We start from the raw sequence: 16,890 nt of genomic DNA, 5'->3' as shown, positions 1-16,890 counted from the left end.
GAACGGCCGCCGTCCACGGAACCCGCGGCGCCCCCCTTGGCGGGGGCGCCGGAGGCCGCGGGCGCCGCCGCCTCCGGAAGCCCGGCCCCGCAGGGCCCAGGCCCCGCGCGCAAGGTCCGCGACCCGTTCTTCGACAACGCCAAGTACTTCGCGATCCTGCTGGTGGTGGCGGGGCACTCCCTGGCCAACCTGCTGAACGTCCCGATGGCCAAGGGCCTCTACCTGTTCATCTACCTGTTCCACATGCCGCTGTTCATCGTGATCACCGGCTACTTCTCCCGGAACTGGACGTTCGCCGGCGGCAAGGCCCGCAAACTGATCACCAACGTCGGGGTGCCGTACGTGGTGTTCGAGTTCGCCTACTCGATCTACGACTGGCTCGCGGGCCGCAACCACCTCGAGATCAGCCTGCTGAACCCGTACTACCTGACGTGGTTCCTGTGCGCGCTGTTCATGTGGCGGCTGTCCACCCCCGTCTGGCAGCAGATCCGCTGGCCGCTCGCCGTCGCGACCGTTTTCGCCCTGCTGTCGTACATGAGCGACCTCGGCGGGACGTTCGACATCCACCGGGTGATCGGGCTGCTGCCCTTCTACGTTCTCGGGCTCTCGCTGAAGCCGCAGCACTTCGAGCTGCTGAAGAAGCCGATCGCCCGGCCGATCGGCGCGGTGGTGCTCGCCGCCGGGCTCGCCGGCACCTACCTCGTCATGGACCACATGTCGCGGGGCTGGATCTACTGGAAGCACCCGAACTTCGAACTCCACGTCGGCAACCTCACCGGCACCGTGGTGCGGATCGCGATGTTCGCCGCGGCGGTCGTCTTCGTCGCCGCGTTCCTCAGCCTCATCCCGCGCGGGCGGTACTGGTTCACCTCCCTCGGCTCCTACACGCTGTACGCCTACCTGCTGCACGGGTTCGTGACCCGGCTGCTCAACTTCACCGGCTGGTGGGACGCCGACTGGATGCACACCCCGACCGGGGTGGTCGTCGTGGTCGCCGGCGCCCTGGTGGTCGGAACGTTCCTGTGCTCCAAGCCCGTCGTGCGGACGATGAGCTGGGCACTGGAGCCGAAGATGACGTGGGTCTTCACACCTCTGAGAAGGCCCGCCCGCTCCCGCTGACGCTCCCCCGCTCCCGCTCCTAACCCCGCTCCCCGCTCCCCGCTCCCCGCTCCCCGCTCCCGCAGTACCCGACCCCCCGGAGATATGTCCGACGTCCTCCCCACCCCGCCATCCGCCACGGGCAGTGCGCCTTCCGCCACGGGCAGTGCGCTCGCCCTGCCCGAGGCGCCGCCCGTCCCCGCTCCCCGCCCCGCGCCCGACCCGGCGGCGCCGCCGAAGCCGGCGCCCCGCCCCCGAGACGCGTACTTCGACAACGCCAAGTTCTTCACGGCCGTGCTCGTCGTGGTCGGGCACTTCTGGTCCCAGTTCGGGGACAGCCGCGCGGCCCACGCCGCCTATGTCGTGCTCTACGCCTTCCATATGCCGGTCTTCGTTTTTATTTCCGGCTATTTCTCCCGGGGATTCATGCGCTCGACGGACAAGTTCCGCAGCGTCCTCCCCACGCTCGTCGTCCCTTATGTGATATTCATCCTGCTCTACCGGGCGCAATTGATGCTCATCAACGGAGTGCAGTTCCGGCTGAGCGAGCTCTTCCGGCCGCATTTCCTGATGTGGTTCCTGGTGGCGCTCGTGTTCTGGCGGCTGAGCGCGCCGCTGTGGGGGCACCTGCGCCATCCGGTGGCCGTCTCGGTGGCGTTCTGCCTCGTCGGCGGGAGCTGGGCGTTCACCGCCGACTCCACGCTCAGCCGGACCGCCGGACTGCTGCCGCTCTTCGTCCTCGGGCTGACCGTCGACCCGCGGCACGTGCGGCGGCTGCGCGCCGGATGGGCGCGGTGGGCCGGGCTCGCCGTGCTGGCCGCCGCCCTCCCCGTCGCCTACGTCTGGGAGCTCGGCACGGTCGTCCCGAGGATCGACAGCGGTCTGCTCTACTGGAACCAGGGTTACGATGCCATGGGGTTCGGCACCGTCGAAGGCATGATGTGGCGGCTCGTGGCCCTTGCCTTCGCCGTTCTCCTCGGCGCCGCCTTCCTCGCGAGCATCCCGCGCGACCGAGCCTGGTACACCGAGATGGGGACGCGGACCATGTACGTGTACCTGCTGCACGGCCTCGTCATGAAGACGTTCGACTACACCGGCGTGCTGGACGAGCCCGTCCTGCACGAGCCGTTCGGCATCGTCTCGGTCACCGTGGCCGCCGCCGCGCTCGGCGTCGTCCTCGCCACCGCCCCCGTGCGGCGGGCCACCCGGTGGGCGGTCGAACCCGAGGCGCGGTGGCTCCTTCGACCCGCGCCCGCCAGGACCTGAGGTTCAACCCCGACCTGTGGGTATAGTCCAGAATCACCGAGTAGTTGATTGGCCTTCGCGTGAGCTCTGATCACGATATTTCCCTGAGCATCATCGTGCCCGTGCACAAAGTGCAGGGGTACATCCGGCAATGCCTTGATTCGATCCTTGATCCGGATCTTCCCCATCTTGAGGTCATCGCCGTCGACGACCACTCGCCGGACGGCTGCGGTGAGATCCTCGACGAGTTCGCCGAGCGCGACCCGCGCGTCAAGGTCCGGCACCTCGCCGAGAACGTCGGCCTCGGCCGCGCCCGCAACATCGGGCTCGACATGGCGACCGGCGACTACGTCTGGTTCTTCGACAGCGACGACTACGCGACCGAGGGCGCCGTCCGCGCGATCTGCGACCGGCTCGCCGAGACCCGCCCCGACGTGCTGGTCTTCGACTACGCCCGTGCCTACTGGAACGGCAAGGTCAAGCGCAGCATCATCAACGACCTGTTCCGCGAGCCCCCCGCGCCGGACGTGTTCACCCTGGCGGAGCGGCCGAGCGTCCTCGAGATGATGATGACGGCGTGGAACAAGGCGATCCGCCGCGAGTTCCTGCTCGACCTCGGGCTGCGCTTCAGCGGCGGCTACTACGAGGACGTCAACGTCACCTACCCGATCCTGATGGCCGCCGAGCGCCTGAGCCTGCTGGACCGGGTCTGCTACATCTACCGGCAGCGCCGCCGCGGAGCGATCACCAAGACCGCGAGCGCCAAGCACTTCGACGCGTTCGCGCAGTACGACCGCATCTTCGAGTTCATGGACGGGATGGGGGCGAAGGCCGACCCGTTCCGCACGCTGATGTTCAACCGGACGATCTGGCACCTGCTCGTCATCATCGAGCGGCCCGACCGCGTCCACGAGTCGGAGAAGGCGCGCTTCTTCGCGGAGATGTCGAAGACGTACAACAGGTACGAGCCGGCGGGGCACGTCCCCCCCGACGACAAGCCGTTCCTCGCCGACAAGCACCGCATGATCAAGGCGGGCGACCACCGGGGCTTCGAGCGGGTCCGCGCCGCCGAGGCCAAGGACAAGGCGCGGGGCCGGGGCGGGAAGGCCGCCAAGCTCCGCAGGCGCGGCGTGCTGCTGGGCAAGGAGCTCGCCAAGGAGCGCTACTACCAGATGCAGCGGCGCCTCCCGATCGAGGAGGACCTCGCCGTCTTCGCCGCGTACTGGTACCGCGGGTACGCCTGCAATCCGGCGGCGATCTACGAGAAGGTCCGCGAGCTGGCCCCGGACGTCCGCCCGGTGTGGGTCGTCAAGCCCAGGGCCCGCAGGACGATGCCGGAGGGCGTCGACTACGTCGTCGCCGGCTCCGCCGAGTACTACCGGACGCTGGCCCGCGCGAAGTACTTCGTCAACAACGTCAACTTCCCCGACAACTACGTGAAGCGGCCGGGGCAGGTGCACATGATGACGCAGCACGGGACGCCGCTGAAGAAGATGGGCCTCGACCAGATGGAGTATCCGGTCGGCGCCAACGACATGGACTTCAAGGCCCTCATCGCCCGGTCGGACCGCTGGGACTACCTCGTCTCGTCCAACCCGCTGTCGACGGAGGCGTGGGAGCGCGGGTTCCCCTGCGACTACGAGATGCTGGAGATCGGCTACCCGCGCAACGACCGGCTCGTCGCCGCGGACGAGGACGAGCGCACCCGGCTGCGCGCGGAGCTCGGCGTCCCCGCCGGCGCGACCGCGATCCTGTACGCGCCGACGCACCGCGACTACCAGCGCCGCTACACCCCCATGTTCGACATCGGGCGGGTCGCGGAGGCGCTCGGCGAGGGGCACGTGCTGCTGCTGCGGGCGCACTACTACTACAAGATCAAGAACATGGCGGCGGACCTGGGCTGGCCGGAGGGCCGGGTCATCGACGTGTCCAGGCACCCGTCCGTCGAGGACCTCATGATCGCCTCGGACGCGCTGCTCACCGACTACTCCTCGGTGATGTTCGACTACGCCAACCTCGACCGGCCGATCGTGATCTACGCCAACGACTGGGAGACCTACCGGCTCACCCGCGGGGTCAACTTCGACCTGACGGCGACCCCTCCCGGTGTCGTCGCCGCGACCGAGGCCGAGCTGGTCGAGGCGTTCACGTCCGGGGCGGCGTGGGGCGACGCCGCCGCGAAGAACCGCGCGAACTTCAGGGCGCGTTTCTGCCCGTGGGACGACGGGCAGGCGGCCGAGCGCGCCGTGCGCCGCATGTTCCTCGGCGAGAAGATCCCGAACCCGCCGCAGTAGGCCCCGCGCCGGGCCCGCCGCGGCGCCGTCCGGTGCACACCCCCGTCACGCCGAAGGAGTGGGTCGCTTGCCCTCCAGCAGGATCAGCGTCGTCGTGCTCGCGCACGGAGCCGGAGAGTCGCTCGGCGGCACGCTCGCGTCGATCGCGGGCCAGTCGCACGCGGACCTGCGGGTCCTGGTGATGGACGACGGCGCGGGCGCCGCCGCCGGGGCCGTGCTGCCCGACGAGCGGTTCCGCGTCGTGCGGCGGGGCGCGCTCAGCCGGGGCGCGGCGCGCGGCCTCGGCGCCGCGGAGAGCGACGGCGACTTCCTGCTGTTCGTGGACGGCGGCGACGAGCTGCCGGCGGAGGCCCTCGCGTCGCTGGCCGCGGCGCTGGAGTCGTCAGGCTCCGACATCGCGCTCGGCCGCGAGGCCGTCCGCCGCGGGCCGGAGCGGGCGCCGGAGTGGCGGCCCGCCGAGCCGTCCCTCGCCCCGGCCACCGGCACGGGCGTGCGGCGCACCCCCGGCCTCGTCCGCGAGCGCGGGGTCGGCGGGAAGCTGTTCCGGCGGTCGTTCTGGACGTCGCACGGGCTGGAGTTCCCCGACCTCGGCCGCTACGACGACCTGCTCCCGGCGGTGCGGGCGCTGCACCTCGCGGAGGGCGTGGACGTGCTGCCCGGCGTCGTCCTGCGCCGGCGGGGCGAGCGGTTCCCCGCCACCACGGAGGCGCAGGAGATCGCGGACGGGTTCGGCGCCGTCGCCCTCGCGGTCGCCTGGCTCGGCGAGCACGGCCACGCCCGGTCCCGGCGGCGGCTCCAGGCGCTCGCGGCGGCCGAGGAGCTGCGGGTGTTCCTGGACGCGCTGCCGGACCTGCCCGGCGACGAGCGCGAGCAGGTCGTCGCGCAGGCCGCCGCGTACGCGTCCGAGCTGCCCGCCAAGCTGCTCGCCGGCGTCCCGGCGCTGACCCGGCTGAAGTGGCATCTCGCCTCCGCCGGGCGCACGAGCGAGCTGGTGAAGGTGGTCCGGTACGAGCGGGGGAAGGCCTCGCCGTCGATCGTCCGCGACCCGCTGCGCCGGTACGTCGTCTACCCGTACTGGAAGGACGCCGAGGTCGGCGTCCCGCGCGAGGTGTACCGGGCCCGCGGCGAGCTGGGGATGCGGGGCCGGGTCCACGCGGTCGGCTGGGACGGCGACCGGCTCACCGTCACCGGCGAGGCCTACATCAACTCCGTCAGCATGCGGCGCCGCTGGACGTCGGTGAAGGCGATCACGCTGCGGTCCGGCGGCCGGAGGATCCTCGCACGGGCCCGGCAGGCGCCGGCGCCCGGGAAGCGGTCGGGCTGGTCCGGCTTCGCGTTCGCCCTCGACGCGGCTCGCCTTCGCGACCGCAGGAAATGGGTCGAGGGGGTCTGGTCGGTCGAGGCGTCGGTGCTCAACGCGGGCGTGTTCCGGCGGGGGCCGCTGCGCGGCGGCGGCTCCGGCAGCGGCGCGCATCCGCCCTACCGCTACGTCGCCGACGACGTGCGCGTCGTCCCGCGCATCGAGGACGGCCGCCTCGTCATCGAGGTCGAGCGGGTCCGGTCGGCGGCGGTCGCGCTGTCCTGGGACGGCGGCACGCTCGTCGTCGAGGTGAAGGCGGACGAGGCGCCGGACGGCCTGTCGCTGACGCTGGGCGACGACCGCGTCGACGTGCCGGTCACCGCGTCCGGCGGCCGGTACGTCGCCCGCGTCTCCCCGGAGTCCCTCGAAGGATCCCCGCCGCCGGAGGAGGAGATCGACGACACCCGCGACTGGACGGTCCGGGTCGCGGGCCGCCCCCTGGTGCTCGCCGAAGGGGTCGAGGACGTCCGGCGGACGTTCGGCCCGCTGGAGGTCGCCGCGGGCCGCGGGCCCGGCGGCTACCTGCGCGTCCGGCGCACCACGGCGCGGCTCTCCGTCGACGCCTGCGCCTGGCGGCCGGACGGGACCCTCGTCCTGACCGCTGCGCATCCCGCGCACGCCGGTGGCCAGATCGTGCTGCGCGGCCGATGGCACCGCAAGGAGTACGCGTTCGACCTCGTCCCCGATCCGGCGCCGGGGCGCCTGCGCGGGGAGATCCCGGTCGCGGCCGTGCCGGGCGTCGCGGGCGTCCTGCCGCTGCGTCCCGGCCGCTGGGACGTGCTGTTCCGGCCCCCGGGCGGGCGGGCGCTGACCGTCCGGCTGTCGGCGGAGGCGCAGGACGGCCTGCCCGGGCCGCTGGAGGTGGCGCGGCGCGGCTACGCCCTGGAGGCGCGCGACGGGCTGCTCGCCGTGGCGGTGACGGGCGACGTGCCGCCGGAGGAGAAGAGCGCCGGCGCCAGGTACCGGGAGGAGGCGCGCCGCCGAGCCGACCGCGACGGGCTGCGCGACGCCGTCCTGTTCTCGTGCTTCAACGGGCGGCAGTACTCCGACAGCCCGAAGGCCGTCCACGAGGAGCTGATGCGCCGGGACTCCGGCCTGGAGCAGCTCTGGGTCGTCAACGACGCGCAGGTGGAGCTGCCGGACACGCTGCGGCCCGTCCGGCTGCACGGCAGGGAGTGGCACGAGGCGCTCGCCGCGTCCCGCTACATCGTGACGAACCACCGGCTGGGCGACGCGTTCCGGCGGCACCCGGACCAGGTCGTCCTGCAGACCTGGCACGGCACGCCGCTGAAGAAGATCGGCGGGGACATCAAGGAGGTGCACTTCGCCTACGCGCCGGGCATGAGGAAGGCGCTCCAGTCGCGCTCGAAGGACCCCGGGCCCTCCCTGCCCGAGTGGAGCCACCTGCTGTCCCCCAACCCGTTCAGCACGGAGATCTTCCGTCGCGCGTTCGCGTTCAAGGGGGAGATGCTGGAGGTCGGCTACCCCCGCAACGACCTGCTGTACAGCCCGGAGGCCGACGCGGTCGCGGCGCGGGTCCGGGCCCGGCTCGGCATCCCCGAGGGCAAGCGGGTCGTCCTGTACGCGCCGACGTGGCGGGACGACCAGTACTACAGCCGGGGCCGCTACCGGTTCGACATGCGGATCGACCTGGAGCGGGCCCGCGCCGCGCTCGGCGACGACCACGTCCTGCTGGTGCGGCTGCACACCAACGTGGTGGACGGCGTCCGCGAGGACGGCCACGGCTTCGTCCGCGACGTCTCGGCCTATCCCGACATCACCGAGCTGTACCTGATCTCCGACGTGCTGATCAGCGACTACTCGTCGGTGATGTTCGACTACGCCAACACCGGCCGGCCCATGCTGTTCTTCACCTACGACCTCGCCGACTACCGCGACCGGCTGCGCGGCTTCTACTTCGACTTCGAGGCCGAGTCCCCGGGGCCGCTCGTGGAGACCTCCGATGACCTCATCGAGGCGGTCCGCGACGCGGAGTCCGCCATGGAGGGCTATCGCGACCGCTACAAGGACTTCGTCGCGCGTTTCTGCCCTCTCGACGACGGGCATGCCGCCTCCCGTGCCGTCGACCGCGTCTTCGGCGCGGACGGCACAGTCCGGTAAGCGTCATCGGGGAAGGCGACTGGGCCGTGACCACGGTTCCCGACCGTTGTGAGAAGTCGGACGCCCGCGGGGTGGCCGACCATTGCAGGGTCGGTGCGGACGACGCCCTGCGCATCCGCTGGCCCCGGCCGGCGGCGGAAGGCGAGCGGATCGTCCTGCGCCACGAGAGGTCCGGGGAGGTCCGCGCCGGGCCGCTCTCGGACGACCGGCGCTCCGCCGTCCTCACGGTCGCGGGGCTGGCGCCCGGCACGTGGGACATCCTGATCGGCGCGGAGCGTCCCCTGGTGACCGACGATCCCGGGTTCTCCTTCGACGGCCTGCGCGAGTACGCCGGACGGGCACGGGACCGGGCCGTCCGCGTCGTGCGGCTGCCGGACGGGCGGGCCGTGCTCGACGTCCGCGAGGTCGTCCCGCACGCCGAGGTCGAGGAGGTGCACCCGCTCGACGGCGAGATCGGGATCACCGGATGGCCGGCCTACGCCGGGCCGCGCCCGGGCGGGGCCGCCCGGCTGGTCGCGGTCGCGCGCGAGGGCGGCGGCAGGGAGACGTGGAGCGCCCGGCTCGACGGGACCGCGTTCGACGCCCGCCTGGACGTCCGCGCGTTCACCCGGTGGGAGCCTTCCCTGTGGGACCTCTGGCTCGACGCGGGCGACGTCCACGCCCGCCTCGCCACGTTCCTCTACGACGCGCCGGGCAAGCTCGGCACGCTGTCCTACCCCCGCCAGGTCGTCGCGTCCGGCGGCGGCCGGATGAGCGTACGGCCGTACTACACGCGGCAGGACGGGCTGGCGGTCTCCTGCCACCTCCTCCCGGAGGACGCCGGCCCATGAGGATCACGTTCCTGCTGCTGGAGGCCTGGACGATCGACGGCACGGTGCGCAGCACCTTCACGCTCGCCGACGAGCTGTCCCGCCGCCACGACGTCGAGATCGTCAGCGTGCGGCGCACGGCCGACCGGCCGGTGTTCCCGCTGTCGGGCCGGGTCCGGCTGCGCTCCCTGGTCGACGTCCGGCCGGGCGCGAAGGCCGCGTGGCCGCACGCCGCGCGCGCCGGGCGGCTCATGGACGAGCCGAGCCGGATGGTCCATCCCGAGGAGCGCAGCTTCTCCAAGTACTCCGCCTGGACGGACGAGAGACTCGCCCGCTTCCTGCGCCGGCCGCGCACGGACGTGCTGGTCACCACCCGCGCCGGGCTCAACCTGATGGCGGCGCGGCTGGCGCCGGCCGAGGTCGTCGTGGTCGGGCAGGAGCACCTCCAGCTCGGCATCAACGACGCCGGGATCCTCGCCGAGATCGAGGAGGGGTACCCGCGGCTGGACGCCCTCACCTGCCTGACGGCCGCCGACACCGCGGACTACGAGCGCCTGCTGCCCGCCGGCTCGTGCCCCGTCCACACGATCGGCAACGGGCTGCCCCCTCGGGTGCATCCGCGGTCGCGGCAGGAGAACCGGGTGGTCGTGGCGGCGGGCCGGATCGTCTGGATCAAGGGGTTCGACCTGCTGCTGGACGCGTTCGCGAAGGTCGTGGAGAAGCATCCGCGGTGGCGGCTGCGCGTCCACGGCGAGGGGCCGCGCCGCGAGGAGATGCGCCGCCGGGCCACGCGCCTCGGCCTCTACAACCACGTGCGGATGCTGGAGCCGGCCCGCGACATGGAGGGCGAGCTGGCCAAGGCGTCCGTCCTCGCGCTGCCCTCGCGCGCCGAGCCGTTCGGCATGACGATCATCGAGGCGTTCGCGTGCGGGCTGCCGGTGGTCGCCTTCGACTGCCCGCACGGGCCCCGCGAGATCATCACCGACGGGGCGGACGGGCTGCTCGTCCCGCCCGGGGACTCCGGCGCCCTCGCCGAGACGCTGATCCGGCTGATCGACGACGAGGAGCTGAGGCGCGCGATGGCGGCGAACGCCGTCGCGTCGGCCGAGCGGTTCGCCGTGTCCGCCGTCGCCGCGCGCTGGGAGCGGATGCTCGCCGGGCTGCTCGCCGCCCCGCGCCGCGACACCGGGCGGCGCTAGCCGGACTCGGCTTCGATCTTCGCCCGGGCCGGCCGGGACTCCTTCCGCGGCGCGGGCACGCGCGGCGGGCGGCGCGGCGGGAACAGCGCCAGCCCGAGCGCGACGCACGCGAACGGGACGGCGGGCATGACGTAGCGGTAGTCGAAGTCGGCGGTCGCGGCGGGGATCACCAGCAGCGCCAGGCTCGTCCCCCACGGGAGCAGCGCGCCCGCCGTCCAGTGCCGGACGGGCCGGGCGAGGCGCCACCGCCCGTTCGACCGCGCGTGGGGGACGGCCCCGGCGAGCCCGCCGAGGAGCAGGACGCCGAGGATCGTGCCGGGCATGACCAGGTGGTCCTGGTAGGCGAGGACGACCCCCGACCACGGCCGCACGACCCGGGTCTCGCCGTCGCCGCCGTACCGCCCGGCGAGGCGCGCCTGCCTGTCGCTCCACGCCTCGCCCTCGGGGAACTCGTACTGGAGCCACGTCCACGGCGTGGGGTACGGCTGCCGTCGCCAGGCGAACGCCCGCAGGGTGTCGCGGACGACGACCTCCGCGTAGCCGGCGGGCTGCGCCTTGATCGCGGCCCAGGCGAACTCGCCCGCGAGCCGGTTGCCCTCCTCGCCGTAGACCCAGCCCGGGATGCGGCGGAACGGGGAGTCGGGCGTCCACATGACCGAGAACGACCGGGAGATCCGGGGGTCGCTCCGCTTCGGGCACATGATCGCCAGCTCGGGCCGGGGCCTGATCACCCGGCAGTCGGCGAACGCGGCCGTGCGCCCGTACAGGAACACCTGGTCGGCCTTGGCGAGCTTGTACTGGCCGTACTCCGCGTGGAACCAGACCATGTAGCCGGCGACGGGCAGGACGAAGGCGAGGGCCGCCGCCGCGCAGGCCGTCCGGCCCGCCCTCCTGACGAGCATCGCGAGGAGGACCAGCGCGATCAGCGGCAGTCCCGCCGTCCGGGTGAGCGTCGCGCACGCCGTGAGCACCCCGGCCAGGGCGCCGAGCCACCAGGCCGGCCGGCGACGCCACAGCACGGCCGCCACCGCCGCGAGCAGCAGGAACGCGAACAGCGAGTCCGACATGAGCATGTGCTCAAGGGCGATCTGGTGCGCGGGGATCAGCACCGGGACGGTCAGCGGCGCCGCGGCCGCGCCGGGCAGCCACACCCGCCACGGCTTCCCGTCCTCGACGGGCAGGGCCGCCCGTCCCGCACGCCAGACCAGGGCGTAGACCAGCACACCGGTCAGCACCCCGACGGCGTGCTGCACGGAGACCATCAGGCCGAAACTGTGGAAGGGCTTGAGCAGCCACAGCAAGATCGGATATCCACTGGGACGCGTCGGATCCGGCCGGAACGCGACCGCGGCCTCCAGGTACCCGGGCGAGTCACCGAACCACAGGGGAGCCGGATAGGCGAGGACGGCGACGGCCCGGATCCAGACCGCGACGGCGAGGACTCCGGCGAACGGCAGGTGGGGAGCGAGGGGACGCACGCGCATTCTGCGTCCCTTACCCGCGGCGCTGATCGTCATGTGACCGGACGATCACGATCCGGGAGATCCCCGGTGACCGGAACCGGACAGCCGATACGATCAGACCGCTCCGCGAACGAAAGGAACCCCATGGCGAACTTCACGCTCGACGACGTTCGGCAACGGACGTACAAGGCGCGTGACGCCTGGTGGACCGTGCTGCTGGTCGACCCGCTGGCCGCCAGGCTCGTCAAGTTCACGGCGAACAGGACGCGCGTGACGCCGAACCAGCTCACCGTCGGCGCGCTCGTCCTCGGCCTCGCCGCCGGCGCCTGCTTCGCCGTCGCGTCCTGGCCGTGGCTGCTCGCCGGCGCGCTGCTGTACCACCTGTCGTTCACCCTCGACTGCATGGACGGCAAGGTCGCCCGGCTGAAGGGCACCGGCTCGGTGTTCGGCGCCTGGCTCGACTACATCTTCGACCGCGTCCGCGTCCTGGCCTGCGCGATCGCCCTGATGGCCGGCCAGTACGCCGCCACCGGCAACGTCGCCTACGTCTGGACGGCGCTCGCCGTCGTCTTCCTCGACATGCTGCGCTACATGGACGCGCTGGAGATCTACAAGGTCCGCTCGCAGATGCGGACCACCCTCAGCGCGGCCCGCGAGGAGGCCCAGGCCCTCGAACTCGCGGCCCGCCGCGCCAACGGCGACCTGGTGGAGGCCGACGAGGACCTGCGCTCCGCGGAGGCGCTCACCGAGGACCCCGAGGCCGACGCGGAGAACCGCGTCGTCGGCGACGACCCCAACGCCGCCGTCCTCCAGGCGGGCTTCAACCAGCGCTTCCCCTGGTACGCCCGCATCCGCAACGTCCTGATGGCGGGCCGCATCCGCCCCCACCTGATCAGCGGCATCGAGTTCCAGATGGGCGTGTTCATCGTCGCCCCGATCGCCGCCGCGATCGTGCCGGGCGCCATCATCCCCGTGGTGGTCCTCAGCGGCGTCGGCCTGCTGGCCTTCGAGCTGATCATCATCTACAAGTTCTGGCTCTCCAGCCGGGACTACAGCCGCAGCCTCGCCAAGCTCAACGCCAAGATCGAGTCCCACCGCGCCGAGCTTCCCGCCGAGCCCGCCCAGGCCGGCGCGGTCGTCGGCAGCTCCGGCTGACCCGTACCGCCGGAGAGGTCCCCGCGGCGCCGCCGCGGGGACCTTTCTCTCTGGACGGCCCCTCCCGGCCCGTCCTTCACCCGGCGCGGCGGCCCGTCGCGGAGGGAGCGGCCTAGCCGGTGAGGAGGTCCGTCCACTGGCGGCAGACCTCGTCCAGGCCGTAGGCGGCCTTCACCTGGGCGCGGGCCTGCTCGGCGTCGTCCTGCCAGCGGCCCAGCGAGACCGTGGTGGCGATGGACGCGGCCATGGCGGAGGTGTCGTCGTGGATCCAGCGGCGCTCGTAGATGGTCTCGGCGCCGGGCCAGGGCAGCAGGGCCGGGACGGCGCCCGAGGCCATGCCCTCGGCCGGCGCGAGATGGAAGCTCTCGTCGTCGCTGGTGGACAGCACCCAGCCGATGCGGCGCAGCCAGGAGGCCACGTCGCGCCCGTAGGAGTCGAAGACGACGCCGCCCGAGAGGAGGCGGGAGCGCCGGATGCGGCGGAAGACCTCCTCGTAGTGGGCCCGCTCCTCGTCCTTCTGCCAGATCCACCAGTACTCCCAGGGGAGCTTGGACTTGACGAAGAGGGTGAAGCGCGGGTCGTCGCGGCGGAGCTCCTCGACCACGTCGAGGGCCAGGTCCAGGCGCTTGCGGGACGGGGCGATGCCGATCATCCCGAGGTGGTGCTCGGCGCCGGGGAGCTTCGCGCGGTCGAGCTGCGCGTCGTCCACCCAGTTCGGGACCGTGACGACCTTCTCGGCGGGCCAGCCGGTGATCTCGCGGGTCAGCGCGTCGTAGTGGGGGCTGACGCAGACGACCCGGTCGACGGCGCCGATGTCGAGCTGCTTCGGCCAGCCCGCGTACAGCTCGAACCGGTGCAGGCGCACGACGAGGCGCTGGTCCGGGCGCTTGCGCCGGGCGAACCAGAGGGCGTTCGGGCCGCACCACTCGCAGACGATGACGTCCGCCCAGTCGACCAGGGCCTGGCTGCGCTCCTCGTCGTGGGCCTTCAGCGCGGCCCAGTGGTCGACGCGGACCTCCAGGTCGGGACGGGAGCGCAGGTAGTCCAGCAGGCGGGAGAAGAACTTCAGGTCGTGGCCCGCCACCCCGACGCGCAGGCGGCGCCCCTTCACGGCGAGGACCTTCTCGGAGGGCTCCGGGAACGCCTGCGCCAGGTAGCCGCGCAGGCGGGCGGCGGCCGCGTCGAGGGTGAACTCCGCCGCCGCCGCGCGGCAGCGGTCCGCGGCGAGCGTGAAGATCTCCGGGTTCTTGCCGATGAGCGTCAGGGCGTCGAGCACGTCGTCCTCGGTGGCCGCGAACAGCGGGTAGTCGGTCCCGAGGAGCCGTTCGTGCATCGGGGTGCGGTTGAGGACGACCGGGACGCCGAGCGTCCCGCACTCCAGCACCTTCGTGGACAGTTCGAGGCTGGCGTCCATGGAGGCGTCGCGCCAGGACAGGCCCACGTCGCCGGCGGCGGTCAGGCGCATCGCCTCGGCCCGGGGGTGGCCGCCGTGCCAGACGACGCCCTCGCCCGTCTCCAGCGCGGTCCTCATCCGGGACGCGAAGCCGGGATCGGACGGATCGTCGTGGATCTTGTCCCCGACCATGTGCAGTTCGGCGTCCACGCCGCGCATGGCCAGCAGGCGCGGGAGGGACGTCATCTCGTAGGTGTTCCACCGGGGCGCGAACTTGCCGGTGTAGACGAGGCGGAGCGGGCCGTCGGAGGGGCCGGGGCCGCGCGTCTCCAGGCCGTCCGGGAGCACGACGACCGGCGGGAACAGCACGCTCTTGCCGGCCGTCGCCGGGACGGCGCTCTCCAGGAAGCCGCGCAGCTCCTCGGTCTGGCAGAGCAGGACGCGGGAGGCGTCGGCGATCCGGCGCAGGTCGCCCTTGGCGGAGGCGGTGAACTCCGCGGCCGACTGCGGGACGTCGGTGAGGTACGTCCAGAGCCGCCCGGCCATCGGCCCGGCGGCGAGCTTGCCCGCGAGGATGCGGCCGCGCACCACGACGAGGTCGTGCGGGTCCTCCTCGTCGACGCGGGCGAGCACCCCGGCGGCCTGCCGCGCGGCCATGCCGGCGGGGCCCTCGAACAGTCCCTCGGCGTGCGGGCTGCGGACGGTGACGCCGGGCAGGGCGCGCAGCGGGTCGACGAGCCGGCCCGTCCGGACGGGCGCCTTGAGGACCAGGGTCACCTCGCAGCCGGCGCGGGCCAGGGCCTGCACCATGCCCTGGGCCCAGATGGCCGACCCGTCGATGATGTTGAGGTCGACGTCGCCGTAGACGAGGGCACGTGGTCGCACGGTGGTTCCTTTCAACGGGCCGGACTCGTGGTGGCACCGCTCGTCGCGGCGGGGCCCCCACCGGCGTCCGGCGACGGCGCCGGGTCGAGGAGGCGGACGAGCCCGGCGGGCGCGGTGGCGGTCGCGTCCCAGTGCAGGGACGCCAGGGTGGCGGGCGGCGCCTCGCCCCACAGGACGAGCGGGAGCGATCGGGCCGCGGCGATCCGGCGGATCTCGTGCAGCGCCAGATCGCGGTCGTACATGCCGGGGACGCCCAGGTAGGCCCACGGCCCGCCGGGCTCGCCGGCCGCCGCGTCCACCACGAGCGCGTCCACGTCGGCGGTCTCGAGGGCGATCGCGGCGTCGTGCGGGTAGAGGGCGACGACCCTGGCGTGCCCGGCGAGGACGGCGGCCGTGCCGGGCGCGAGCACCCCCGCGATGATCGGGACGTCGCAGGGCCCCGCGACGAGCAGCCGGTCCTCGGGCCGCTCGACCCGGTCGGGCTGGACGCCGCCGCCGGTCGCGCGCGCCGCGGCCGAGACCGGGGCGCTGCGCTTGCGCCAGAGCCGGTACAGCTCCCGCGGCAGCCGCTTGCCGCGCCTGGGGTTGCGCGCCGCGCCCGCGACCAGCCGCCCGAACTGGACGGCCGTCGAGGCCTCCAGGGCCGCGAGCCGCTTCTCCATCTCGTCCAGGCGCGCCTCCCGCTCGCGCAGCGTGGACTTCAGCCGCCCGAGCTGCTGGTAGGCCTTGGCGTTCTTGTCCTCGTCACTCACCCAGGAACTCCATGATCACTTCGGCGATGCGGGGGCCGGCGTGGCCGTCCCACAGCGGGGGCCTGCGCTCGCCCGGCCCGCCCGCGGCCGCCGCTCCCCCTTCCAGGCACTTGCGGACCCCCGGCACCAGCTCCTCGAACGTGACGAGCCGGTTCGTGCCGTGGGTGATCGTGATCGGCCGCTCGGTGTTGGGGCGGACGGTCAGGCACGGCACCCCGAGGATCGTCGTCTCCTCCTGGAGGCCCCCCGAGTCCGTGACGACCGCCGCCGCCCCCCGGACGGCCGCGATGAAGTCGATGTACCCGAGCGGCTCCAGGATGTGCACGCGGTCGTGCTCGTCCAGCCCGGCGGCCAGCAGGTTCGCCCGCCCGCGCGGGTGGACGGGGATGACCAGGTCGGCGAGGTCGGCGACGCCGTGCAGGCGCCGGACGAGGGCCGCGGCCGTCTCCGGCGCGTCGACGTTCGCGGGCCGGTGCATGGTCGCGAGGACGTAGCGCTCCGGCAGCCCGTGCGCCGCCCGCACGGCGGCCGTGTCGAACTGGTCCAGGTTGGCCAGCAGCGTGTCGATCATCGGGTTGCCGACCAGGTGCGCCCGCTCCACCGCGACGCCCTCCGCGGCCAGGTGGCCGATCCCCTCCGGGCTCGTGACCAGGCACAGCGCGGAGAGCTGGTCGGTGATCCTGCGGTTGACCTCCTCCGGCATCGTCATGTCGAAGCTGCGCAGCCCGGCCTCCACATGGGCGACCGGGATGTGCAGCTTGGCCGCGACGAGGGCGGCGGCGATCGTCGAGTTCACGTCGCCGTACACGATGACGAGCGCGGGTGAACGACCCGTGAACTCCTTCTCCAGCCCGATCATGAGCGCGGCGGTCTGCTCGGCGTGGCCGCCCGAGCCGACGCCGAGGTTGACGTCGGGCTCGGGAAGCCCGAGCTGGTCGAAGAAGATCTCCGACATCCGCGCGTCGTAGTGCTGGCCGGTGTGGATCACCGCCTGCTCGGCGCCCGCCGCGGCGAGCGCCGATATCACCGGCGCCGCCTTGACGAAGTTGGGCCTCGCCCCGAGGACGTGCACGATGGGTGCCAACACAATTTCCCTTCTGTTCATCGGGGTTCCCT

Annotated in this window: 11 protein-coding genes; 7 read left to right on the top strand and 4 right to left on the bottom strand. The window is 72.9% G+C overall.

What is annotated here, in order from left to right; genetic code table 11:
- Positions 1–36: 36 nt before the first annotated feature.
- From ABD944_RS17435 to ABD944_RS17410, 6 genes are all read left to right on the top strand, one after another.
- A complete protein-coding gene (locus ABD944_RS17435; protein WP_345177687.1) occupies positions 37–1,119 on the top strand; it encodes an acyltransferase family protein in 1,083 nt (360 codons plus the stop codon).
- Positions 1,120–1,203: 84 nt separating this feature from the next.
- Complete coding sequence (locus tag ABD944_RS17430; protein ID WP_345177684.1) at positions 1,204–2,364, top strand: acyltransferase family protein; 1,161 nt, start codon at positions 1,204–1,206, stop codon at positions 2,362–2,364.
- A 59-nt stretch (positions 2,365–2,423) separates the two neighbouring features.
- The gene (locus tag ABD944_RS17425) at positions 2,424–4,637 is read left to right on the top strand and encodes a bifunctional glycosyltransferase/CDP-glycerol:glycerophosphate glycerophosphotransferase (protein WP_345177682.1); all 2,214 of its coding nucleotides are present in this window, start codon (positions 2,424–2,426) and stop codon (positions 4,635–4,637) included.
- A 67-nt stretch (positions 4,638–4,704) separates the two neighbouring features.
- The gene (locus ABD944_RS17420; protein ID WP_345177681.1) at positions 4,705–8,118 is read left to right on the top strand and encodes a bifunctional glycosyltransferase/CDP-glycerol:glycerophosphate glycerophosphotransferase; all 3,414 of its coding nucleotides are present in this window, start codon (positions 4,705–4,707) and stop codon (positions 8,116–8,118) included.
- Positions 8,119–8,144: 26 nt separating this feature from the next.
- Positions 8,145–8,948, top strand: a complete 804-nt coding sequence (locus tag ABD944_RS17415) for a hypothetical protein (protein WP_345177678.1) — start codon at positions 8,145–8,147, stop codon at positions 8,946–8,948.
- Positions 8,945–10,126: a glycosyltransferase family 4 protein gene (locus tag ABD944_RS17410; RefSeq protein WP_345177676.1), complete on the top strand. Its 1,182-nt coding sequence runs from the start codon at positions 8,945–8,947 to the stop codon at positions 10,124–10,126. Before ABD944_RS17415 ends, ABD944_RS17410 begins: the two co-directional genes overlap by 4 nt.
- Here the strand turns inward: ABD944_RS17410 and ABD944_RS17405 are convergent.
- Positions 10,123–11,610 carry a hypothetical protein gene (locus ABD944_RS17405; protein WP_345177673.1) on the bottom strand — a complete coding sequence of 496 codons (1,488 nt, stop codon included), beginning with the start codon at positions 11,608–11,610 and terminating at the stop codon, positions 10,123–10,125. The two genes, ABD944_RS17410 and ABD944_RS17405, sit on opposite strands and share 4 nt — an antisense overlap.
- A gap of 123 nt (positions 11,611–11,733) precedes the next feature.
- On the opposite strand from ABD944_RS17405, the gene ABD944_RS17400 reads away from it, so the two are divergent.
- The gene (locus tag ABD944_RS17400; RefSeq protein WP_345177670.1) at positions 11,734–12,744 is read left to right on the top strand and encodes a CDP-alcohol phosphatidyltransferase family protein; all 1,011 of its coding nucleotides are present in this window, start codon (positions 11,734–11,736) and stop codon (positions 12,742–12,744) included.
- Between the two features lie 112 nt (positions 12,745–12,856).
- On the opposite strand, the gene ABD944_RS17395 is transcribed toward ABD944_RS17400, so the two are convergent.
- The 3 genes from ABD944_RS17395 to wecB all read right to left on the bottom strand — a co-directional run bounded on the left by ABD944_RS17395 (position 12,857) and on the right by wecB (position 16,879).
- Positions 12,857–14,947 (bottom strand): glycosyltransferase family protein, encoded by a 2,091-nt coding sequence (locus ABD944_RS17395; RefSeq protein ID WP_345177880.1) that lies wholly within the window; start codon positions 14,945–14,947, stop codon positions 12,857–12,859.
- A gap of 86 nt (positions 14,948–15,033) precedes the next feature.
- Positions 15,034–15,774 carry a serine/threonine-protein kinase gene (locus ABD944_RS17390; protein WP_345177668.1) on the bottom strand — a complete coding sequence of 247 codons (741 nt, stop codon included), beginning with the start codon at positions 15,772–15,774 and terminating at the stop codon, positions 15,034–15,036.
- Positions 15,767–16,879: a non-hydrolyzing UDP-N-acetylglucosamine 2-epimerase gene (gene wecB, locus ABD944_RS17385; protein WP_378190685.1), complete on the bottom strand. Its 1,113-nt coding sequence runs from the start codon at positions 16,877–16,879 to the stop codon at positions 15,767–15,769. The genes ABD944_RS17390 and wecB overlap by 8 nt, the downstream gene beginning before the upstream one ends.
- Positions 16,880–16,890: the final 11 nt, after the last annotated feature.

Source organism: Actinomadura verrucosospora (genome assembly GCF_039540335.1).
GTDB lineage: Bacteria > Actinomycetota > Actinomycetes > Streptosporangiales > Streptosporangiaceae > Spirillospora > Spirillospora verrucosospora.
Note: the sequence above shows the minus strand (reverse complement) of the source record. Positions and strands in the feature narration are given on the sequence as shown.

Coding starts and splice junctions, on each gene's coding strand:
- ABD944_RS17430 (WP_345177684.1), top strand. CDS start 1,204: ATGTCCGACGTCCTCCCCACCCCGCCATCCGCCACGGGCAGTGCGCCT.
- ABD944_RS17410 (WP_345177676.1), top strand. CDS start 8,945: ATGAGGATCACGTTCCTGCTGCTGGAGGCCTGGACGATCGACGGCACG.
- ABD944_RS17405 (WP_345177673.1), bottom strand. CDS start 11,610: ATGCGCGTGCGTCCCCTCGCTCCCCACCTGCCGTTCGCCGGAGTCCTC.
- ABD944_RS17400 (WP_345177670.1), top strand. CDS start 11,734: ATGGCGAACTTCACGCTCGACGACGTTCGGCAACGGACGTACAAGGCG.
- ABD944_RS17395 (WP_345177880.1), bottom strand. CDS start 14,947: ATGGTGCAGGCCCTGGCCCGCGCCGGCTGCGAGGTGACCCTGGTCCTC.
- wecB (WP_378190685.1), bottom strand. CDS start 16,879: ATGAACAGAAGGGAAATTGTGTTGGCACCCATCGTGCACGTCCTCGGG.